At 35.6% G+C, this 21,596-nt stretch carries 21 protein-coding genes; 17 read left to right on the top strand and 4 right to left on the bottom strand.

All coding sequences use genetic code 11. The features are described from left to right. Positions 1–52 precede the first annotated feature (52 nt). Positions 53–1,540 carry a glycine betaine uptake BCCT transporter gene (locus BN1242_RS01215; RefSeq protein ID WP_062350196.1) on the top strand — a complete coding sequence of 496 codons (1,488 nt, stop codon included), beginning with the start codon at positions 53–55 and terminating at the stop codon, positions 1,538–1,540. Between the two features lie 58 nt (positions 1,541–1,598). Further along, complete coding sequence (locus BN1242_RS01220) at positions 1,599–2,651, top strand: C45 family autoproteolytic acyltransferase/hydrolase (protein WP_062350198.1); 1,053 nt, start codon at positions 1,599–1,601, stop codon at positions 2,649–2,651. A 59-nt stretch (positions 2,652–2,710) separates the two neighbouring features. Here BN1242_RS01220 and BN1242_RS01225 read toward each other — a convergent pair whose 3' ends face one another. Next, on the bottom strand, positions 2,711–3,448 hold the full coding sequence (locus BN1242_RS01225; RefSeq protein WP_238985056.1) for a YoaK family protein: 738 nt from the start codon (positions 3,446–3,448) through the stop codon (positions 2,711–2,713). Positions 3,449–3,668: 220 nt separating this feature from the next. Between BN1242_RS01225 and hprK the strand changes: the two genes are divergently transcribed. From hprK to BN1242_RS01265, 8 genes are all read left to right on the top strand, one after another. Further along, complete coding sequence (gene hprK, locus BN1242_RS01230) at positions 3,669–4,610, top strand: HPr(Ser) kinase/phosphatase (protein ID WP_062350200.1); 942 nt, start codon at positions 3,669–3,671, stop codon at positions 4,608–4,610. 410 nt (positions 4,611–5,020) lie between these two features. Further along, entirely contained in the window at positions 5,021–5,389 is a 369-nt protein-coding gene (locus tag BN1242_RS01235) for a GntR family transcriptional regulator (protein WP_062350201.1), read from the top strand. After that, complete coding sequence (locus tag BN1242_RS01240; protein ID WP_062350203.1) at positions 5,386–6,093, top strand: ABC transporter ATP-binding protein; 708 nt, start codon at positions 5,386–5,388, stop codon at positions 6,091–6,093. The genes BN1242_RS01235 and BN1242_RS01240 overlap by 4 nt, the downstream gene beginning before the upstream one ends. Beyond that, positions 6,093–6,917, top strand: coding sequence for a hypothetical protein (locus BN1242_RS01245; protein ID WP_062350206.1), 825 nt, complete (start codon positions 6,093–6,095; stop codon positions 6,915–6,917). Before BN1242_RS01240 ends, BN1242_RS01245 begins: the two co-directional genes overlap by 1 nt. A 475-nt stretch (positions 6,918–7,392) precedes the next feature. After that, complete coding sequence (locus tag BN1242_RS01250; RefSeq protein WP_203226024.1) at positions 7,393–8,925, top strand: malate:quinone oxidoreductase; 1,533 nt, start codon at positions 7,393–7,395, stop codon at positions 8,923–8,925. A 270-nt stretch (positions 8,926–9,195) separates the two neighbouring features. Continuing rightward, positions 9,196–9,417, top strand: coding sequence for a hypothetical protein (locus BN1242_RS01255; RefSeq protein ID WP_062350211.1), 222 nt, complete (start codon positions 9,196–9,198; stop codon positions 9,415–9,417). 50 nt (positions 9,418–9,467) lie between these two features. Beyond that, on the top strand, positions 9,468–9,944 hold the full coding sequence (locus BN1242_RS01260) for a glycerol-3-phosphate acyltransferase (RefSeq protein ID WP_062350214.1): 477 nt from the start codon (positions 9,468–9,470) through the stop codon (positions 9,942–9,944). A 316-nt stretch (positions 9,945–10,260) separates the two neighbouring features. Further along, positions 10,261–11,655 carry an MATE family efflux transporter gene (locus tag BN1242_RS01265; RefSeq protein ID WP_062350370.1) on the top strand — a complete coding sequence of 465 codons (1,395 nt, stop codon included), beginning with the start codon at positions 10,261–10,263 and terminating at the stop codon, positions 11,653–11,655. 65 nt (positions 11,656–11,720) lie between these two features. Here BN1242_RS01265 and BN1242_RS01270 read toward each other — a convergent pair whose 3' ends face one another. Together BN1242_RS01270 and BN1242_RS01275 are read right to left on the bottom strand one after the other, a co-directional pair. Next, on the bottom strand, positions 11,721–12,161 hold the full coding sequence (locus BN1242_RS01270) for a YtoQ family protein (protein ID WP_062350215.1): 441 nt from the start codon (positions 12,159–12,161) through the stop codon (positions 11,721–11,723). Between the two features lie 245 nt (positions 12,162–12,406). After that, positions 12,407–13,252: an STAS domain-containing protein gene (locus tag BN1242_RS01275; RefSeq protein WP_062350218.1), complete on the bottom strand. Its 846-nt coding sequence runs from the start codon at positions 13,250–13,252 to the stop codon at positions 12,407–12,409. Between the two features lie 377 nt (positions 13,253–13,629). On the opposite strand from BN1242_RS01275, the gene BN1242_RS01280 reads away from it, so the two are divergent. Continuing rightward, positions 13,630–14,592 carry a glycine-rich domain-containing protein gene (locus tag BN1242_RS01280; RefSeq protein WP_062350220.1) on the top strand — a complete coding sequence of 321 codons (963 nt, stop codon included), beginning with the start codon at positions 13,630–13,632 and terminating at the stop codon, positions 14,590–14,592. A 161-nt stretch (positions 14,593–14,753) separates the two neighbouring features. Next, positions 14,754–15,011: an alpha/beta-type small acid-soluble spore protein gene (locus BN1242_RS01285; RefSeq protein WP_062350223.1), complete on the top strand. Its 258-nt coding sequence runs from the start codon at positions 14,754–14,756 to the stop codon at positions 15,009–15,011. 74 nt (positions 15,012–15,085) lie between these two features. Here BN1242_RS01285 and BN1242_RS01290 read toward each other — a convergent pair whose 3' ends face one another. Further along, positions 15,086–15,631 carry a GbsR/MarR family transcriptional regulator gene (locus BN1242_RS01290; protein ID WP_062350226.1) on the bottom strand — a complete coding sequence of 182 codons (546 nt, stop codon included), beginning with the start codon at positions 15,629–15,631 and terminating at the stop codon, positions 15,086–15,088. A gap of 352 nt (positions 15,632–15,983) precedes the next feature. Here BN1242_RS01290 and BN1242_RS01295 point away from each other — a divergent pair, with 352 nt between their 5' ends. The 5 genes from BN1242_RS01295 (at position 15,984) to BN1242_RS01315 (ending at position 21,525) form a co-directional block, all read left to right on the top strand. After that, complete coding sequence (locus BN1242_RS01295; protein WP_062350229.1) at positions 15,984–17,123, top strand: betaine/proline/choline family ABC transporter ATP-binding protein; 1,140 nt, start codon at positions 15,984–15,986, stop codon at positions 17,121–17,123. A 235-nt stretch (positions 17,124–17,358) separates the two neighbouring features. Next, entirely contained in the window at positions 17,359–18,012 is a 654-nt protein-coding gene (locus BN1242_RS01300; protein ID WP_062350232.1) for an ABC transporter permease, read from the top strand. A 49-nt stretch (positions 18,013–18,061) separates the two neighbouring features. After that, positions 18,062–18,946, top strand: a complete 885-nt coding sequence (locus BN1242_RS01305; RefSeq protein ID WP_238985060.1) for an osmoprotectant ABC transporter substrate-binding protein — start codon at positions 18,062–18,064, stop codon at positions 18,944–18,946. Further along, positions 18,946–19,608: an ABC transporter permease gene (locus BN1242_RS01310; protein ID WP_062350239.1), complete on the top strand. Its 663-nt coding sequence runs from the start codon at positions 18,946–18,948 to the stop codon at positions 19,606–19,608. Before BN1242_RS01305 ends, BN1242_RS01310 begins: the two co-directional genes overlap by 1 nt. 156 nt (positions 19,609–19,764) lie before the next feature. Then, a complete protein-coding gene (locus BN1242_RS01315) occupies positions 19,765–21,525 on the top strand; it encodes a SulP family inorganic anion transporter (protein WP_062350243.1) in 1,761 nt (586 codons plus the stop codon). Positions 21,526–21,596 lie beyond the last annotated feature (71 nt).

Raw genomic sequence — 21,596 nt, forward strand, 5'->3', positions numbered from 1 at the left:
TTTGCCATTTTCTTTAACAAATTTACTAAATTTTATTTTAGGAGTTTGACATATGAAAAAAGTTTCGACCGTATTTTTGTATTCAGCAATTATTTTATTGATTTTAGTTATTTTCGGAGTATTTGCACCAGAGCTCTTGGAAACAGTTACTGCGAATGTACAAAGCTTTATAACAACATCTTTTGGTTGGTATTATTTAATTGTAGTAACTAGCTTTTTATTAGTTTGTTTTTATTTATTTATTACCCCTGTAGGCCGAATAAAATTAGGAAAGCAAGATGATAAACCGGATTTTTCCAGACCTACATGGTTAGCGATGCTTTTTAGTGCTGGAATGGGGATTGGCTTAGTCTTTTATGGAGCGGCGGAGCCAATTAGTCACTTTGCCATTCATTCGCCAACGAACCAAGAAGGTACGAATCAAGGAATTAAAGATGCATTACGATTCACTTATTTCCACTGGGGTCTGCATGCCTGGGCAATTTATGGTATTGTCGCCTTAATACTTGCTTATTATAGTTTTCGAAAAAACCAACCCGTTACTATTAGTGCCACATTGAAACCATTACTAGGAAATAAAGTAGATGGTAATCTTGGTAAGGTGATTGATATTTTAGCAATATTATCGACCGTATTCGGTGTAGCGACCACATTAGGTTTTGGTGCGATGCAAATAAATGGGGGATTATCGTATTTGTTTAACATTCCGACTACATTTTACGTTCAGTTTATTATTATCATTATCGTAACGGTTCTATTTATTTTTTCTGCTTTGTCAGGGTTAGGGAAAGGTATTAAAATTTTAAGTAATACGAATATGGTCCTTGCATTTTTACTTCTTTTTACTATGTTCATCGTAGGACCGTCCTTAACGATTTTAAATTTATTTACTGATTCGATCGGAGGATACTTACAAAATCTTCCAAGAATGAGTTTTCGAATAGCACCTTTAAATGAACAGGACCGACAATGGATTAATAATTGGACCATTTTTTATTGGGCATGGTGGATTGCTTGGTCTCCGTTTGTAGGAATTTTCATTGCTCGTGTATCAAAAGGGCGTACTATACGGGAGTTTATTTTTTACGTGTTATTACTCCCGTCCATAATCGGCTTCTTTTGGTTTTCGACCTTTGGTGGTTCAGCAATCCAACTAGAAACATTAGGTATAGCGCAAGTTTCAGAGTTAGCAGTGGAACAGTTACTATTTGGAGTGTTTGATAATTTTCCTTTAGGATTCATCATGTCTATCGTTGCGATAATTTTAATTATTACTTTTTTCATTACATCTGCCGATTCTGGAACCTTCGTATTGTCCATGATGTCGACTAATGGGTCACAAAATCCACCAAATCGGATGAAGTTAATATGGGGTGGATTGTTAGCTGCCATTGCTCTTGTGTTGTTATATTCTGGCGGGTTACAAGCATTACAAAATGCCATGATTATTGCAGCTTTGCCATTTTCTATCATTATGATTTTAATGGTCCTCAGTTTATTTAGGTCTCTAAATGAAGAAGTAAAAAGGTTTCTAAAATAACTGCTAATTATTTCCTGGGAAAATTTTTAAGCAGGAAGTGAAGATTGGAGTTTTTGAGGTGAAGTCTGTCTATGTAGATGTCTTTCAATTTCGCGGGAGTCACTATGATTTTGGTTATTGGCAAGGGGAACAATTGTGTCATACACCGATAATTGCTAATCGGAGGAAACAGTGGGAACCACAAAGAGAGCGGCATTTTATTGTTAATGTTCGGGAATTTGAACGGGTAATGCTTGAGTTTTCGCCAAAACTGCTAGAGGAAATTAATGGATTAGTGGATGCCTTAAAAATGGACTTGGAAGATGCGATTGTACAATTTGGCGGGTTTTATTTGGAGTATGGCAGAAGCGGCTGTTCCATCTTGACAGGGTTCGATTATTTTGTCCGCAATTATGATAATGAACCACAAACGTATGAAGGAAGATATGTGCTTTATCAACCAACTGATGGGGGATATGCGACGATTGGTCCAACTATGCAAGTTACGGGACGAACCGATGGAATGAATGAGCGAGGATTAGTTGTAGGGTATAATTTTGTTAATCGAAAAATGTCCGGAGATGGTTTTATATGCAATATGATTTGCCGGATAGTGTTGGAAAATTGTGCGAATGTGGAGGAAGCGATTAGTTTATTAAAAAGCATTCCACATCGGCATTCTTTTAATTATGTGCTTTTAGATAAAAGGGGTCAAACTTTCATTGTGGAAGCCTCCCCAAGACAAGTGAAAGTTCGACAAGGAAATTATTGTACTAATCATTTTGAACTGTTGCTTGAGGAAAATAGGTATCAAATGGATGATTCGCTTGCCCGATACGAAGTGATGAATACTACTGCAAATGACCTTATTATAGCGAACGATGCCTTTACATTATTGAACGATAAAGAAAAAGGAGTGTTTTCAGAGAAGTATGGTGCCTGGGCTGGGACAATACATACGTCAGCATATTTTCCAAAGGCAGGACAAGCGTGGCTTTCCGTTGGGGCAAATCAACAACCAGTGATATTTAATTTTTCAAGTTGGCTGACTGGGAAAGATTCAATTATTAAAAAAGTAAAGGGAAAACTAAAATCTAAAACGGTATTTGTCAATATGGAAGAGATAGTTTAATTTGTTTGAAGGGGGTGTCTGTTGGGGACAGTCCCCCACCACGTTAAAGCGCTAAAGCGTCAGTTCGAACTTGATTTTTTTCGATAATATCCGCGGTCTTTATGATACAGTATTAATGATATAAAAATGATAATTGCTGCAAGCCAGATTGATTTATCACCGAGATGGAGTGTGGTGATTGATCCCAATATTGCCCCGAGTAAAAAAGACAAGATTACGACTGAAAACTCTTTAAATTGCGCAACAGCTTCCTTGTTTTTTTCAACGAATACTTTATAAGCTGCTTGGGTAGCCGTACGGAGATTTCCAGTTGTCATTGTTGAGTTATAGTTCCACTTATCTAATTTATTGAATGTGGAAATTTGTAATGAAGATACAAAACCGATACAAACGGTAATAATAATATTAGGAACCGATTGCGGTAAAAATCCAACAATGACTAATACAAAAAATTCCAATAGTAACACGGCACGTCTAGAGCTATACACATAATATTTAACTTTTGGTCTTTTAAATGTCTCTGAAACTAATACTCCAACAATAAAGGCTCCTATTGGAGGAATATAATTTAGCATCTGTTTCCACTCGCCTGAGGCTAAACTTACGCCGAGCAAGACGATATTTCCAGTTTGTGCGTTGGCGAATACTCCATCCCTGCTAATAAAAGTATAAGCGTCTAAAAACCCACCGACGATAGCAAGCATAATTCCTAAGTAAACGGAATTGGAGGACAGCGAAGGAATCATTGGTTGATTAGTATCTGATGATGAAGAGATTATCTCATGAAGTTTATTCATTATTTATCCGTCCTAAAAATAAAATTAAAGGAAAATTTACTTTATCTCCCTTTTATCCTTCATTATTTTAACTAATTTATCATAAAATGCAAGCAGCGGGGGACTGTCCCCAACGATTCGCAATATTCAAAATTGTTGGGGACAGTCCCCCGAGAAATTTTTTGCGTTTGGTGGTAAAATGATTGTATGAGACAATATTTGGATAAGAGAGGAAATTATTGTGAAATCCATAACAGTTGAAAGCTTAGCAGAACAATTTGGTCTAGAGATTTTAACTGGTGCCGATTGTTTGGGAAGAGAAATTACTCAGGGGCGGACACACAGACCAGGCTTGGAGTTTATTGGGTATTTTGATTATTTTCCGATGGAACAGATTCAAATACTAGGGAAAAAAGAAATTACGTATTTACACCAATTAGGTGAAGATGAACGACAAATTAGGATAGGAAATGTTGTAAAATACCATCCACCGTGTTTTATCGTCACAGGTGGTCAAGAGGGATTACAATATTTAATGAAATATTGCACAGAAGAAGGGATACCACTGTTAAGAACGGCAGAGAAAACTACTGAATTCATTGATAAACTGAATGCTTATTTAACTAGTGTTCTTGCACCTGAGATGACCATCCACGGTGTTTGTATGAATATTTTCGGTGTTGGGGTATTAATTCGTGGGAAATCTGGGGCAGGTAAAAGTGAAACTGCTCACACACTAATTGGCAGAGGCCATCGTTTAATTGCTGATGACTTAGTCGTATTAAAAAAAATTAGCTCACAGACAATCCTCGGAACTCATAATATAGTGAATAAGGAATTTCTAGCATTACGTAGTATCGGCCTTTTAAATGTCGTACGTGTGTATGGGAGAAAAGCTTTCCAAGAAGAAACGAGAATTGCCTTGGATATAGAGTTGACGAAATGGGAGGATCAAGAGCTAAACAACGACATCATTATTGAACAAAAATCATCGGAATATTTAGGGGTTAAAATTCCTCATGTAGAAATTCAATTACAGCCTGGTCGTGATATTGCCGGTCTTATTGAAGCAGCTGCAAATAATTGGTACTTAATGCAGCAAGGATATAGTGCCGCCGATGAATTTTTTTCAAGGATTCAAGAACTGAACGGAAGAAAAACGAACGAATTTCGAATGAAATAAAACTAAGGTGAAAAATGTTCATGACGAATCACTCGATATAATATTGGAACCCATTCTAATCGCGAAAGTATTGGAATTAAACCGAAAAAGATAACAAAACGCGTAATTATATACGATACCGTTCATTTATTAAGAATAACCGAAGAAAGACAACAAAACGAGCGTACTTGTCCCTTTTTCACCTGCTTCGACCTTTAATACCATAAAGAGCAAAGAGACAGCTGTGTAGCATATTGATAATGCTATATAAGCTGTCTTTTCTTCAATTGTGTAATAATTGAATTAGAAAATATGAGACGGGTGTAAAAATAAATGTATTCACGTAAACATATTATTTGTTGACATCATTATCGTATTAGTGTACTATACAAATAGTACACTATAACAGTATAACGGATGGGGGTGAAGTAATGGAGTTCAATAGCAACTTGCCGATTTATATCCAAATTATGAATGTGATAAAAACGAAAATTGCTTCAGGGGAATGGAGTGGCGGGGATAAATTGCCCTCGGTCAGAGAGTTTTCCAAACAATTAAAAGTAAATCCAAATACAATTCAACGGGTGTATCAAGAGTTGGAACGGGAGGAATTAGTTTTTACACAACGAGGAATGGGAACTTTTATTACGGAGGATGCGGAAATGATCAAAGAGTTAAAAAAAGATAGGGCAACTAGCTTAATGGATTTATTTTTTCAAGATATGCAAAGCCTTGGATTTAGCAAAGAGGAAATAAAACAACTGATAACTGAACGGATTGATAAGGAGGAGAAAAAATGAATAACCTAGTAGAAGTGAGGAATTTAACAAAAAATTACGGTAAAAAACAAGCGTTAGATTCTGTGGACATAACGATTAAAAAGGGCAAAGTAGTCGGAATCCTCGGGCCGAATGGAAGCGGAAAAACGACGTTAATTAAAATTTTGGCTGGGATGTTAAGGCCATCTACTGGAGAAGTAATCGTTGATGGAAAACAAGTTGGCGTAGCGACAAAATCAATTGTTTCTTATTTGCCTGATCGGAATTTTTTATATAAATGGATGAAAGTTAAAGATGCTTACCAATTTTATGTTGACTTTTTCCCTGATTTTAATAAAGAAAAGTTCCACCAATTATTAACATATATGAAATTAAGTATGGACATGAAAGTGGAGAGCTTATCTAAAGGAATGCATGAAAAGTTGAACTTAGCACTCATTTTATCTAGAAACGCAAAACTATATATACTCGATGAACCAATTGCTGGTGTTGATCCAGTTGCAAGAGATCAAATTTTGGATGCTATTATAAATAATATTATTGATGAAAGTTCGCTAATTATTACAACCCATTTAGTTCGCGATATGGAAAATATATTGGAGGAAGTTGTTTTAATAAAAGACGGAAAGATTGCATTAACGGGAGAAACAGAGAAATTACGAGAAGAGAGAGGCAAACAGATCGAGGAAATTTATAAAGAAGTTTTTGGGGAGGTGCATGCATAATGCTTAAATTAATGAAATATGAGATAAAAGGAACATACAAATATATATTAGCCATTTTAGCGTTAGTGCTTCTTTTATTTACAGCGATTCAACTATACGTTAAATATAATGGACCGATGATGGGGCTTGGCGGGGTTACACTTATTTCGATATCAACTCTCATCATTTTTGGTTCTATGCTCGCAACATTTTTGTATATTGTTGGCTCTTTTAAAAAAGAGTTGTATGAAGATCGCGGTTATTTAACTTTTTCCTTGCCCTTATCGGGTAGAAAATTTGTTGGGGCAAAATTACTAGTTGCCACAGCATGGTTTTTATTACTAGGGTTAGTGACAGGAATTTACAATTTATTGTTTGCATTACAAATAGTGGATGGCGATTTCCTATCTGTTTTTAAAGATATGCTAACCAATTTCCCGGTTCGAGCGGCATTGTTAAGAGGAATTGGGATGATCATGAGTATTATAAGTTTAATATTGATTATTTACTTCTCCATGGCCCTTAGCCGTGTAACATTTCAAAATAAGCGTATCGGCGGTCTTTGGTTTGTCATTTTCCTTGTCTTAAGCATTTTCCTTGCTTACGGTCAGTTTAAAATTGCTGGTCTTTTCCCGTATTACTTGGATTTACAATCATTCACGGTTGCAAAGCTTGATAGTTTCCTCAACCTCCATGTCAATATTGAAATTAATAATGGTGTTTCTGTCTCTGCTAGTTCAGGAACAGACATGGTGAATATTGCAAGCATGTTTTACAATGTAATTGTGCTAGCCAGTTTATTTATTGGAACGAGTTATTTTGTAGAAAGAAAAATAGATTTATAACGGCGTCTTTTATACCAGTCCTTTTCCATGCGACCTCTTCAAAACGAAAGGCAAATGTTTTGAAGAGGTTTTGATTATTCATCATTTATTGTTGTAGTCCGATCCTGCAAAACTAACTGGAAAAACTGTGATTGAAATGCTGTTTTAAGAGAGCAAGTTTGGAATGCATATTTTGTGAACGAGGGATTAGTAAAGGAATAGTACACTTTTCGATGAGAATAATAAAGTGATACGGCATTGTCTATTGGGAATCTACTCATTGACGTCCTGATTGTTTTCTCCTTTTCAGACCATTTTTATCTATTTTATATTACTAAAACAATATGTTACTCAAATTATATTTAGATAGGATATAATAAGAGTATAATTAAATTATCGAATTCTTTTTAGTTTTAAGCTTTACAGTTTTGTAGTAAGATGCAAATATGACGAGATCTTTTATGCAAATCAATCATAGAGGATAAGGATGGGAAAAATGGACAACAGACAAACAAGAACAGACGTAATTTTAATTGGTGCGGGTATTATGAGTGCTACATTGGGAACGTTGTTAAAAGAGCTAGTACCCGATTGGCAAATAACGGTGTTTGAAAAACTGGAAAAACCAGCAGAAGAGAGCTCTAATGAATGGAATAATGCTGGGACTGGGCACGCAGCTTTGTGTGAACTTAATTACACAACGGAAAAACCGGATGGAACGATAGATATTACGAAAGCGATTCGAGTAAATGAGCAATTTCAAGTTTCTAAGCAATTTTGGTCGTATCTCGTTAAAGCAAATTTAATAGAAAATCCTGGAGAGTTTATTCGCCCACTGCCACATATGAGTTTTGTACAAGGGAAAGAAAATGTTGATTTTTTAAAGAAAAGATTTAAAGCGCTAACATCGATTCCACTTTTTGAAGGAATGGAGTTTTCTGACGATCCGAACCGTTTGCAAGAATGGATTCCGCTTATGATGGAAGGCAGAAAAAATTCAGAGCCAATCGCTGCGACAAAAATAGATTCGGGTACAGATGTGAATTTTGGAGCATTAACACGGAGTTTATTCCAACATTTACAACGTAAGGGTGTCGCTGTTCATTATAAACACAGTGTAAAAACGTTGAAGCGGACGGAAGACGGTCAATGGCGTCTGAAAATAAAAAATCTCGATACGGGTGAAGTAGAAAATCATATCGCGAAATTTGTTTTTATTGGTGCAGGTGGAGGTAGTCTTCATTTACTACAAAAATCAGGAATACCAGAAGGAAAAAGTATTGGCGGATTTCCTGTAAGCGGATTATTTATGGTATGTAATAATCCAAAAGTTGTGGAGGCACATCAAGCAAAAGTTTATGGCAAAGCAAAAGTTGGTGCCCCACCTATGTCTGTACCACATCTTGATACGCGATATATTGATAATAAAAAGTCACTTTTATTCGGACCATTTGCTGGGTTTTCACCGAAGTTTTTAAAAACAGGTTCCATGCTTGATTTAATTACATCGGTAAAACCACATAATGTATTAACAATGTTGGCAGCAGGTTTGAAAGAAATGGCTCTAACAAAATACTTAATTCAGCAAGTACTATTGTCGAAAGAAAAGAGAATGGAAGAATTGCGCGAATTCATTCCCGATGCCAAAGCGGAAGATTGGGACTTAATTGTTGCAGGGCAACGGGTACAAGTTATTAAAGATACCGAAACTGGTGGAAAAGGTACGCTGCAATTTGGGACGGAGGTAGTGAGCAGTGCAGACGGATCTATTGCAGCATTGCTAGGCGCGTCCCCAGGAGCTTCTACCGCTGTTCACGTTATGTTAGAAGTTTTAGAAAAATGTTTCCCACAATATATGAATGAGTGGGAACCGAAGATTAAAGAAATGATTCCGTCATACGGGGCGTCATTAGTAGCAAATCCAGAGTTATTCCAAAAAGTGGAAAAAGATGCTGTCGAGACTTTACAATTAGATAGTAAAAAAGTAGATTCAATTGAAAAAAATCGTCATATATTCCAAGAAGCATAGGTTGCCTTTTTTTGGCAACTATGTTTTTTTATCTAGATAAAACACTTTGCAGATAAAAGATTTACTCACGTCAATCACAATTGATTTTGCTATATTATAGTATTCTAGATTTTTTATAAAATATTATTTTGCAATACGTAGAAAAATTTATTAAAAATATAGTTTTTGAAGTAATGTTTTTCATAAACTATACTAATACATTGTCATTATTAGCCACTAGCTAGTCTCATTCCTTTTATATAACAACCTTTTTTAAGGAGGGAAGTGTGAATGTTGGCTGAGGTTGGAATTTATATTTCTATTGCGGTTTTAATCGGGTACTTATTTGGTTGTATCAATGGATCGCAAATAATCGGGAGAATAAAAAATGGGTTATTGTTAAGGATGGAAGGAATGGAATTGGGTCTTATTCGGATGATTCAATATATTATTGGTTCATTTGTTATTATTGGTCATAATTTTCCATTTCAAATGAAGTTTTTAGGTAAGTAGATATAAAAAATAGTGGGGTAAAAAATCCTGGAGCGTCCAATACAGTTTTAGTGCTTGGCTGGAAATATGGGGTAATGGTTGCCTTAATTGATATTCTTAAAGCAGTATTTCCAATTGTCATTTTTGGGTTATTGTTAAGGATGGAAGGAATGGAATTGGGTCTTATTCGGATGATTCAATATATTATTGGTTCATTTGTTATTATTGGTCATAATTTTCCATTTCAAATGAAGTTTTTAGGTGGAAAAGGAACGGCATCTGCGGTAGGTATGATATTGGCTGTTAATTGGAAAATTGGCTTGCTGTCTATAGTTGTCTTTGTTCTTATTGCATTTATTAGTAATTATATTGTCGTTGGTGTATTTTCGATGTATTTATCATTTTTGTCTACGACATTTATTTTCGATGTCGGAATGACAGCATTCATTATCACCTTAGTACTTTTCGGGATGAGTATCGTCAAACATCGGGAAAACATCGCGCGTATTAAAAACAAAACAGAACCTAAATTACTCAGTATATTTTAAAGCGGTGGGGGACTGTCCCCAACAATTCGAAAAATTTTAAATCGTCAGGGACAGTCCCCAACAATTCAAAGATGAGAAACTAATTAAAATAAGTGCTATAATATTTTTTGAATGGAACTGTCGGATGTAGAATACCCATCAATAATTTTTATTTTTGTGAACAAGTGAACAACCGAACAAGTGAACAACCGAACAACCGAACTTCATCGGTGCATTTGTTTATTTTTTATTCCGTATTACCTAAATATTCACTCTTTTAATAACAACAGTAATAGGAAAAATCAAGTTGGAAAAGAAGTGGTAAAATGTGCCTAAAATGCAATTATTAAAATGGCCAGATAAAGTTAGGTCAGACTATTTTTTGAATAAACATTTCTCTGGTGAGTCTATCCATTATAAAGGGATCATTGGTCTTACGATTCCGATATTTGTTGATCAAGCGTTTTTGATTATTATGAGTTTGTTAAATACGGCAATGATTAGTTCTTCCGGGGTTGCAGCAGTTAGTGCCGTAAGCATGGTGGACTCACTAAATATATTTTTAGTAAATGTATTTATAGCAGTAGCAACAGGTGGAACGGTCATTGTTGCCCAATATAAAGGGCAGGGGAATCATGAAATGGTCTCGAAAACAGCAACACAAGCTATTTCAGCGGTTACCCTTTTATCAGTTTTTGTTAGTGTTGTAATGATCGTCTTTCATTCTGGAACATTAAATGTTTTGTTTGGTAAGGCAGATGTTGAAGTATTTCATAACGCTACGATTTATTTAATAGGTAGTTGTCTTTCTTATCCATTTTTAGCGATTTTTCAAGCGGTAAATGGTGTGCTTCGCGGTGTTGGGGAAACGAAACCTTGTCTAGGATTATCGTTAATTATTAATTTAGTGAACACGTTTTTAAATCTAATCTTTATCGTTTTTCTTGGTATGGGTGTGACAGGTTTAGTTATTTCTGTTATCATTGCAAGAATTATCGGGATGACTGCTGCTTTAGTTTATTTAATTAAATATAATGAAACTATTCGATTTCGGATTAAAGATGCACTTCATATCGATCTTTCAATACTGAAAAAAGTGATGTTTATTGGAATTCCTTTTGCTGCGGAGCAATTGTTTTTTAACGGTGGAAAGTTATTAACGCAAACGTTTATTGTCCAACTAGGGACTTTAGCGATGACGGCGTATGCCATCGGGAATACGATTGTCATGATTTTGCAAGTAGCACCGAATGCTCTTTGTATTGCAATCGTAACGGTTGTCGGTCAATGTATGGGGAGAAAAAATATAGCCGACTCTAGGAAGTTCATTAAATCATTCCTAGGACTATCCGGAGTTTTATTTATTGCTAGTGCTATTTTAGTTTTGCCGTTTTACCCTTTACTAGCAAAATTGTTCTCCTTACCGGCTGAAATTGTTCCGACGGTGTTTATATTAGTACTCATGAGCGCCATTACCCAGCCTTTGTTATGGCCAGCAAGTTTTCTCTTACCTGGGGCATTGCGTGCTGCTGGCGATTCGACATTCACTTCTGTGACAGCGATGTTCACGATGTGGCTAATTCGGGTCGTGTTAGGATATATATTAGGGATTACTCTAGGATTTGGAATTATCGGTGTTTGGGCAGCGATGATTATCGAATGGGTTGTGCGCGGGGGGATATTCCACTTGCGCTTCAAAGGGAAAAAGTGGTACGCACATAACTTAATATAACGATTCAAACACTTTAGCACTTTAAAGCGGTGGGGGACTGTCCCCAAAGCGTTGGGGACAGTCACTTATTCAAATATATAGCTGACTGCGGCGAGTGCTTGTTCCACTGTTTCTACAGTGACATTCGCTCTGTTTGAAAGTTCTTTTAGCGGATGGATTAGCGTCTCTGGACGGATAATGATTGTCGGTTTATTCATTGCGATTGCAAGACTTACATCCATAGCTGTATTCCATTGTCGGTAAGATTCGCCAAATAAGCCGATTACGATATCTGCTTTTTGCATTAAAACTTGTGTACGGAAATTATTAATATCACTTGCTGCATCATCTTTGTATAAATTATTTGGTTGTTTTCCTAAAATTTCTTCACCGATTGCATCTGAACGATCGTGGTCAGTTTGAGGACCGACAAATACGAGCGGTAAATTTTTTTCTTTCGCTTTTCTTTTCATTTCCTCTCGCCAGTTATCATGTATTTGACCAGCTAAATAAACAATTAATTGCATAGTAACTCCTCCCTCACGATTAATCCCGTTGTATTAGCATTAACAATCCCCATCTCCCCATAGGAAAAATTAAAAAAATGCTAACTTGATTAATTCCGTATTGCCATATTTTGTAACAATAAAATATTCTTCAAAGATTGTCGGCAGATTTCTCCGAATGCAAATTTTCGTCCCTCATTGAGAATAAATGCTCATAAATCATATCGTTTAGAAAAACAACATAGAAAAAATTCTATAACCTATAATTATTTTTCGTTAAATTTAATAAGATTAATAGAATTTGCTAAAGACGAATGAATGGAAATATTATTAAATGTCAAGCCGAGTTGAATCGCGGTTTGAGCAACTTCCGGTCTAATACCAGAAAGGCTTGTTTTAACCCCAATTAACGCTAGAGCATCGATTAATTGAAAAAGTTGATGTGCCACAGCTGTATCGATAACAACAACACCAGATAAATCTAAAAGAAGTTCTTTTACTCCTAGTTTGGAGCATTGTTCTAATGTTTTTTCTAGTAATATTTTAGCGCGAGCGGTGTCAATTTCTCCAATTAATGGTAATAACGCTATTTCCTCACTTAAGGCTATTACTGGAGTACTTAATTCTAAAATTAATTCCTGCTGCGCCTTCAGTTTCTTTTGGGAAAATTTATTATATTCCTCTGTAAACCATTCAATAACAAAGTTCATTGTATCTATCACTGTTCGGAAAATTAATTTTATCTCCTCTGAGGGATACTTGTCTTTATGTAAATCAAAAAATTCAGATATAAAATCAATATATTGGTCTTGTGTTTGGTGAAATTCGCGAATGATTTCATGTAGTGGGGTTCGGGTGTGCTCCTCATCTTGAGCAACCATTATTATCCATTCTTCAAATTCCTTTAAAAATGGTTCCTTGTCAATCTCAAAAACTTGAGCAAATTTTTGATGGAATTCGTTATTTTGTTTTTTTACTTGTTCAATCACTGCTGGATCATTAGATGCATAAACCCCAGAGGATTTGTTTTTATTCAGTCTGTCATACCATTGCTCTGTTAGCCGCCAAGACTCGTCGAGAAAATATTGATATAACTCCTTATTTCTGTGCAATCTTTTTTCCTCCTTGTTTGTTTTCTTTACAATCCTAAATTATTTTACCTTAATTAGTTAGATAAGTCTAAAAAAAACTAGATTGAAGCAAATTTACTTCACTTGATCAACTCCATACAGGGGAAATGGATATGCTACAAGTTGGCATAAAAAGGAAATTGGATCGAAACATAGTGAAAATGTTATGGAACTTTTTACTTTTTTAAACGTACATACTGTATATATTGTTTTTTCCGAACTTTCGCGTCTAGCATAACGTTACCATTCCAAAGCAAGTGTATCATAATTAAAAAAGTGCTATAGGTTGCTAATAAAAGGATAGATTAGATGTAATCTATAATAATGAATTTTTAATGAGTTGGGAAGGAGATGATGGAATGACTACTTTATTTACTAAATGGAAAAGGTTTTTTTCGAAGGGTAATATAAATCAACAACTAAAAGTAGTAGCGCCCCCTAAAAATTTAGGTATTCATATTGAACACGGAGATGCTTTAGTAAAAGAGTTGTATCAAGCATTAGGAAACGAGTTTTCAGAAAAAATTAAAGTCCGCTTTTTACAGGAACATCCAAATTGGACGAATTATCAATTTGATTGGGCTTTTTTTGAATTAAAGCGGTACTTTATAATGAATAAAATTTTACGTTCAGTACCGATGTTTAGTAAAACAGTGGATGAAGTTTGGCATGAAATGCTGATGTGGACTAGAGAATATGAGGCATTTTCAAAAACTTTTTATCTTGACATGCTCCATCACATACCGAATATAAATAATAAGCCAATTCCAGGAGAACGCGGCTTTTTTGACTGGATTTATTTACAATTATTTGAATCAACGCCAAATAGCAGATTGCTTTGGGGAGGTTTCTTCCAACATCCAATAAAAAAAGAAATACTGAATGATTTTCGAATGTTGTCCGAGGAAGAGCTGTTGAATCGATATTTCCGACATAATGGTGAATGGATGAATATGAAAAGAGGATTAATAAAAAAGCTAAAGCAACAAATGGAAGAGGCTCATTTAGTGGATGGAGACCGGCCATTTATAAATAGTTCGGTTACTTCTGAAGCAACATTATATCAGTATGCTTTATTTCCAGCAGTTTATTTTTCTTTATTTCACGTTCGCAACTTTCAACAAGCTATGAGTCAAGCGATGCCAGATAAATTATACGGGAAAGTACATAGAGATACTAGTTCGGCATGTTCTGGTTTTGCTTGTGCGTCTATGATTAGTGACGGGAAGGATGCTTCTAACGGATCAGATGGAGCTGACTCTGCCGGCAGTGGTGATTCTGGAGGTAGTTGTTCCAGTTGCGGTGGCGGGTGCAGCAGCTAAATAGTTACCATGCATGCTATCGTTTATAGGGATTATGTTTTACAAAAATATTATTGTGCAAAAGCAATAAATTCATTGGAAAGTCATTAAGTAAAAAGGAAGAAAATAAAAATAAATTTTCCTCCTTGATTCGGGTAAATTAATTTGAGGAGGAGATGAAGATGGGAAAAAGAAATCGCAACAAAATACTTGTTCCTGAATCTAGGCAAAAATTAGATCAGTTAAAAGCCTCTGTTGCAGGTACTAAAACGCCAGAACAGGCAAAATTTGAAGTAGCAAAAGAGTTAGGAATTCCGTTAAAATCTGGATATAATGGCGGTTTAACTTCGGCACAAGCCGGGAAAGTTGGCGGTCGCTTAGGCGGAAATATGGTGAAAAAATTAATTCAAATGGCACAGCAAAACTTAAGTGAAAAATAAATGGAATGAATGCAAATAAAAATAGGGCAGAGTGTAGGGGAATTTCTCCTTATCTCGAGCCCTATTTTTAGTTGTTAGCGCGGAACATATTTAAAAATTTCATCACTGTCTAAAAAATTCACAAAACGGTCGAGCCAATCATAGTAATTTAACCATTTCTCAATTTCAGCTAGGAGCACTTTTGCTTTTTCTTTTAAACTTTCGTCCAAATCTTCCTGCCCCAGTATCAAATAAAGTTCTTCCTGAAATAATTTCCCAGATCGGCGATTTTTTTTAATTATATTCTCCCAGTTAGTGGTCAAGATGGAAATAAATGTTTCATAATAATCTTGTTCGACGTCGTATATATCTTTTCGAACACCTTTTTCATAAACTTTATAAGCAATATTATGCTCAACCATTTCCCGAACAACTTGACTCATTCGCGTTTTACTCATCCCAGTTGCTTCTGATAATTCATTAAGTGTCATTGGTGCGCGATTCATTTGAATAATCCCGAGAACCCTTCCTACTGTTGTTGGGATGCCGAGCGGTCGCATATTTTCTGCAATATTATCAATAAAGCGCTCCTCAATTTTTATAAGTTTTTGCTGAACTTCCTCATTCAACCTATTCACCATCCAGTAAAGTAATTAAATAAAGTTGTTTAATTTTTGTTTAGTATGGGCATTTTTGCCACATATACTGTATATATCAAAATTTGTTAAAAAACGGTTTGTGGATTGGAAGTAGTGAAAAACATAAAATTACCATGGAAAAATTTTTAACCATATAAATAATAATTTACCATATTTTTATAAAAAACTAAATGAAGTCCCTTTATATATAGGTTTTGACAATGGTTTTTAAGGGAAAATGTCATAAATGGTATAAAGTTAGTACAATTTATCAACAATATAAACTTTTAATTTTACAAAGTTTATTATACAATATAACTATTCATTTGAAAAATAATTGTTGGAGGTGCTTTTCTTGCTAAGGTTTGAACATGTTTCAAAAGTATATAAAGGCAAAAAGCGTGCAGTGAATGATTTGAATTTTGAAATTCAGAAAGGAGAGTTCATCGTATTTATTGGACCGAGTGGTTGTGGTAAAACTACTACAATGAAGATGATTAATAGGTTAATAGAACCGTCAGAGGGGAAAATATTTATTAATGACGAAAATATTATGGAAGTCGATCCTGTTCAATTACGGAGAAAAATAGGTTATGTCATTCAACAAATTGGACTTTTTCCGCATATGACCATTGAACAAAATATTGCTCTCGTTCCACGGCTGTTGAAATGGTCACCAGAAGACCAAAAGGAACGGGCGAAAGAATTGTTATCACTTGTTGATATGACCCCTGATTATTTACATCGCTATCCAAGTGAGTTAAGTGGAGGTCAACAGCAACGAATTGGTGTGTTGCGAGCGCTTGCTGCAGATCAACCGTTAATTTTAATGGATGAACCGTTTGGTGCGCTCGATCCAATTACAAGAGATTCATTGCAAACAGAATTTAAGAAATTGCAAAGAAAACTTGGGAAAACGATTGTATTTGTTACTCATGATATGGATGAGGCATTAAAGCTTGCAGATAGAATAGTCATTATGAAAGATGGCAAGGTTGTGCAGTTTGATACTCCTGACGAGATACTACGGAATCCAGCAAATGATTTTGTGAGAGAGTTTATCGGTAAGGAGCGGCTAGCACAAGCGATGCCTCAAGTACAAACAGTAGATCAAATTATGAATCCATGTCCAGTTACCGTTACTGGTGATGTGACATTGTCAGAAGCGATTAAAATTATGAAACAAAAACGGGTTGATTCATTATTAGTTGTTAACGGCAATAATAAATTACATGGTTATATTGATTTCGATGTTATTGATCGTAAACGTACAAAGGCAACAAAAGTTTCGGATGTTGTTATGACAGATATTTATCAAGTAGAAACTGGGATGTTAGTACGAGATACAATACAGACGATTTTGAAACGTGGATTAAAATATGTGCCAGTTGTTGATGAAAATGGCAGGCTCGTAGGTATTGTCACACGTACTAATTTAGTGGATGTCGTGTATGATTCCATTTGGGGCGAAGGAGATACTACATCAATATCATAAATAGCCAGTTAAATTGTTTTTACTCATGATAGAGGTAATTTCTGTAGTTATTTGCGAAAAGTAATACTTCGATGATAGCAGCATTTTGTGAAATTTTTACTAGGGGAGTTTTTGCAATCGAAATCCATTTGAGAACAAGCTGTGAAATCATGAGCATTATTTCGCCATTTGAAAGATAAGTTTCAATGAAGTTAAGTATTGTAGTTATTTCTTCGTGGAAAAGGAGGGAAACTGTATGGACAGTTTTATTCAGTTTTTTAGTGAAAATGGGACGGAATTATTAGAAAAAACGTGGGAACACATTTATATATCTTTAATTGCTATTGGTCTTGGGGTAATTGTAGCTGTACCGTTAGGGATTCTCTTAACTAGGGTTCAAAAAATAGCTAATTTTGTAATGGGATTATTGAACATATTACAGACTGTACCAAGTTTTGCAATTTTAGCATTATTTATTCCTTTACTAGGTGTTGGACTTATTCCTGCCATTGTTGCTTTGTTTTTATATTCATTAATGCCGATTTTACGTAATACGTACATTGGTTTACGAGATGTTAAAAGAGATTTAATTGAGGCAGGAAAAGGAATGGGGATGACGGAATGGGAGCGAATTCGACTAGTGGAACTTCCGTTAGCTATCCCGGTAATTATGGCGGGTATTCGTTTAGCAGCCGTATTTTTAATCGGTTGGGCAACATTAGCTTCTTATATTGGAGCAGGTGGTCTAGGAGACTATATTTTTAGTGGGATGAATTTGTATAAGCCTGAATATATTTTAGCCGGTGCAATTCCCGTAACAATTTTAGCACTAATAACTGATTTGTTATTAGGAAAAGTGGAAAATTGGGTTACCCCAAAAGGAATTAGAAGGACGAAAGCTCATGCTTAGGAAGGTGGAACATACATTGAAGAAATTAAAAAGATTAATAGTTATTTTAATGGTGTCTAGTTTTTTAAGTGCGTGTTCACTTCCAGGTTTATCAGGGGCGCCAGAAAATACGATAAAAATAGGTACGTTAAATACGACGGAATCACAAATTATGGGTCAAGTTATTAAACAGTTAATCGAACATTATTCTGATTTGGAAGTGGTAATGATTAGTAACTTAGGTTCTTCGATTGTCCAGCACCAGGCAATGCTTGACAAACAGGTAGACATTACCGCTACCCGTTATACAGGAACAGATTTAGCTGGTGCGTTAGGGATGGAACCGGTAAAGAACCCTGAAGAAGCACTTGCGATAGTTCAGCGAGAGTTTCAAGAGAAGTTTAATCAAAAATGGTTTGATTCGTATGGTTTTGATAATTCATATGCTTTTACGGTAACGAAAGCTTTAGCTGAAAAACACCGTTTGGAGAAAGTGTCTGATTTAGAAGCGCTAGCAGCTGATTTACGATTCGGTGTGGATAATTCATGGATTCATCGGGAAGGCGATGGATATCAAGGATTCGTCGCCACATATGGATTTGAATTTCCAAATATTTATCCGATGCAAATCGGACTTGTTTATCAAGCACTTGCAAATGATGAAATGGATGTAGTGTTAGCTTACACGAGTGATGGTAGAATTGCTGCATTTGATTTAAAAGTGTTAGAGGATGATAAGCAATTTTTTCCGCCATACGATACTTCACTAGTTGCTAGAAATGAAGTGTTGGAGAAACATCCTGAGTTAGATACAATTTTATCAAAGTTAATAGGTACAATTTCCACAGAAAAAATGCAACAGATGAATTATGAGGCAGATGGAAAAATGCAAGAACCAGCTGTTGTAGCACGGGAATTTTTAGAAGAAAACGGTTATTTTGAGGAGGTGGAATGATGGAGCTAATCCAAGATTTATTTAATTATTATGCACAGAATGCGTGGTATGTTTGGGAAATGTTTTATAAACAATTTCTTATGTCTGCATACGGTGTATTATTTGGGGCAATAGTAGGCATACCAATCGGAGTTGTTATTGCTCATCATCATAAGCTTAGCACGTGGGTCATTTCATTGGCAAATGTGATACAAACAATACCAGCTTTAGCGATGCTTGCAGTGTTAATGTTAGTAATGGGGCTAGGGCCTAATACAGTAGTGTTCGCGCTATTTCTTTATTCGTTATTACCAATTATTAAAAACACATATACAGGAATAAGAAACGTTGATCAAGCCATGTTAGAATCTGGAAAAGGTATGGGTATGACAAGATTTCAAGTGTTGCGCATGGTCGAGTTGCCACTATCGTTATCCGTTATTATGGCAGGTTTGCGCACTGCACTTGTTATTACTATCGGTGTAGCAACAATTGGGACGTTTATTGGTGCGGGTGGTCTTGGTGATATCATTTTGCGTGGGACAAATGCATCGGATGGAACAACTATTATTTTAGCAGGCGCAATCCCAACAGCCTTAATGGCCATCATTGCCGACTATGCAATGGGTTGGCTTGAAAAGAAATTTCGCGGCAAAGCGGGATCAAGTGCTTTAGCACGTTAACAGAGCGGGGGACTGACCCCAACAATTGTGAATGTTCGCAATTGTTGGGGTCAGTCCCCCGTGGTTTAACTTGATTTGTTTTCGTTTTATGGTATAGTTAGTTTGTATATTTGAATATTTGAATATACTAATTTAATGGTATAAGGAAGGATAAGCTTGAAAAAATTTATATTCGCGGACCAATTTAATAATTATTCCCTGCAGTCATTTCAAAAGGATTTAGTTTCCGGACTTATTGTCGGTGTCATTGCAATTCCTTTAGGGATGGCTTTTGCTATTGCATCTGGTGTAAATCCAGAATACGGAATTTACACAACTATTGTTGCAGGCATACTCATTTCTATTTTTGGTGGTTCAAAATACCAAATTGGTGGTCCAACTGGTGCATTTATTCCGATCTTATTCGGAATAGTTATGACGTACGGGTTTGAAAATTTATTAATTGCTGGTTTTATGGCAGGTATTATTTTAGTTCTAATGGGAATTTTTAAACTCGGTACATTAATAAAGTTTATTCCACGTCCTGTGACGATCGGTTTTACTACAGGAATAGCTGTCATTATTTTCTTTGGTCAAATCCCCAACTTTCTAGACCTCGAAGGTGTGGAGAGTAAAGAATATTTTATTGAAAATCTTCAAGAAATATGGTTACACATTACTTCTATTAATTTGTATAGCATATTTACCGCATTAATTTGTCTCGCAGTAATTTTAATAACACCAAAAATACTCCCGAAAGTTCCTGGGCCGTTAATTGGGCTAATTGTCTCCACAGTTATCGCTGCAACTTTCTTCCCAGAAAAAATTGCAACGATAGGTTCAACATATGGGGGCATACCTAACAAACTACCAAGTTTTCATTTTCCAGAAATAACAATAGAAAAAATTATCCTACTTCTTCAACCAGCCTTTATCATTGCTATGCTTGGATCAATCGAGTCATTACTATCTGCTGTTGTTGCCGACGGGATGACAAATAGTAAGCACAATAGTAACCGGGAGCTGGTAGGACAAGGAATAGCGAATATCATTACACCATTATTCGGTGGAATACCTGCTACAGGGGCAATTGCACGAACAGCAACAAATATTAAAACTGGCGCAGTATCACCACTATCAGGTGTTATCCACAGTGTAGTTGTGTTAATCGTGTTGTTGTTGTTTGCTCCTTTCGCTTCAAAAATTCCGTTAGCTAGTATGGCACCTATTTTAATGGTCGTTGCTTGGAATATGAGTGAGCGCAAAGTATTTGCCCACTTGTTAAAAACGAAGACAGGGGACACGCTCGTTTTATTGGCAACCTTTTTACTTACTGTATTCGTTAATTTGACAGTGGCAGTTCCCGTTGGGTTAATACTTGCCATTATTATTTTTACAAAGCGAATGAGTGAGGTAATGGTTATCCAACAAGCCTTGCCAAATTTACAACATAAAAATAAGAAGATTGAAAGTTTAGTTGAAAAAGATGGGCGAACTTGTCCACAAATTAGTATTTATAATATAGAAGGGCCTTTATTTTTCGGGGCGGCACAAAGTTTTGAACAAACAATTATGAGTACAATTAATTACCGACCGAAAGTATTACTGTTACGAATGGGGAAAGTACCGTTTATGGATACGACAGGTGCCTCCCATTTTTCTAGTATTATTAAACATTTTTCCCAACAGGGTACGGTTATTATTTCAGGAATTAATGCGCAACCGAAAGAAGTATTAAAAAGATTGGGGTTGTATGCTCTAATTGGTGAGGAAAATTTCTTTGACCATACGGGAAAGGCTATTGATTATGCACTTACAAAATTAGATGAAAATAAATGCATCGGATGTAAATATTTTGCTTTTTCTGAGTGTAACGGTTTATCTAGTGGGAAAAACAGTAAAGAAAAAGAAATTCATAAACCTGTCGTAGGTCACTAAAAAAGGAAGTTAAGTTGTGGTTACAAGGTAATGAGTGGATTTTTATATAAAATAATTGTTATGCTAGAGAC

Source organism: Bacillus kwashiorkori, from assembly GCF_001375515.1.
Lineage (GTDB): Bacteria > Bacillota > Bacilli > Bacillales > Caldibacillaceae > Bacillus_BK > Bacillus_BK kwashiorkori.

What these genes read in the sequence shown, in the direction of transcription:
- BN1242_RS01215 (WP_062350196.1), top strand. Translation starts at nt 53, where the DNA reads ATGAAAAAAGTTTCGACCGTATTTTTGTATTCAGCAATTATTTTATTG.
- BN1242_RS01225 (WP_238985056.1), bottom strand. Translation starts at nt 3,448, where the DNA reads ATGAATAAACTTCATGAGATAATCTCTTCATCATCAGATACTAATCAA.
- BN1242_RS01235 (WP_062350201.1), top strand. Translation starts at nt 5,021, where the DNA reads ATGGAGTTCAATAGCAACTTGCCGATTTATATCCAAATTATGAATGTG.
- BN1242_RS01240 (WP_062350203.1), top strand. Translation starts at nt 5,386, where the DNA reads ATGAATAACCTAGTAGAAGTGAGGAATTTAACAAAAAATTACGGTAAA.
- BN1242_RS01245 (WP_062350206.1), top strand. Translation starts at nt 6,093, where the DNA reads ATGCTTAAATTAATGAAATATGAGATAAAAGGAACATACAAATATATA.
- BN1242_RS01250 (WP_203226024.1), top strand. Translation starts at nt 7,393, where the DNA reads ATGGACAACAGACAAACAAGAACAGACGTAATTTTAATTGGTGCGGGT.
- BN1242_RS01255 (WP_062350211.1), top strand. Translation starts at nt 9,196, where the DNA reads ATGTTGGCTGAGGTTGGAATTTATATTTCTATTGCGGTTTTAATCGGG.
- BN1242_RS01265 (WP_062350370.1), top strand. Translation starts at nt 10,261, where the DNA reads ATGCAATTATTAAAATGGCCAGATAAAGTTAGGTCAGACTATTTTTTG.
- BN1242_RS01270 (WP_062350215.1), bottom strand. Translation starts at nt 12,161, where the DNA reads ATGCAATTAATTGTTTATTTAGCTGGTCAAATACATGATAACTGGCGA.
- BN1242_RS01280 (WP_062350220.1), top strand. Translation starts at nt 13,630, where the DNA reads ATGACTACTTTATTTACTAAATGGAAAAGGTTTTTTTCGAAGGGTAAT.
- BN1242_RS01285 (WP_062350223.1), top strand. Translation starts at nt 14,754, where the DNA reads ATGGGAAAAAGAAATCGCAACAAAATACTTGTTCCTGAATCTAGGCAA.
- BN1242_RS01290 (WP_062350226.1), bottom strand. Translation starts at nt 15,631, where the DNA reads ATGGTGAATAGGTTGAATGAGGAAGTTCAGCAAAAACTTATAAAAATT.
- BN1242_RS01300 (WP_062350232.1), top strand. Translation starts at nt 17,359, where the DNA reads ATGGACAGTTTTATTCAGTTTTTTAGTGAAAATGGGACGGAATTATTA.
- BN1242_RS01305 (WP_238985060.1), top strand. Translation starts at nt 18,062, where the DNA reads ATGGTGTCTAGTTTTTTAAGTGCGTGTTCACTTCCAGGTTTATCAGGG.
- BN1242_RS01310 (WP_062350239.1), top strand. Translation starts at nt 18,946, where the DNA reads ATGGAGCTAATCCAAGATTTATTTAATTATTATGCACAGAATGCGTGG.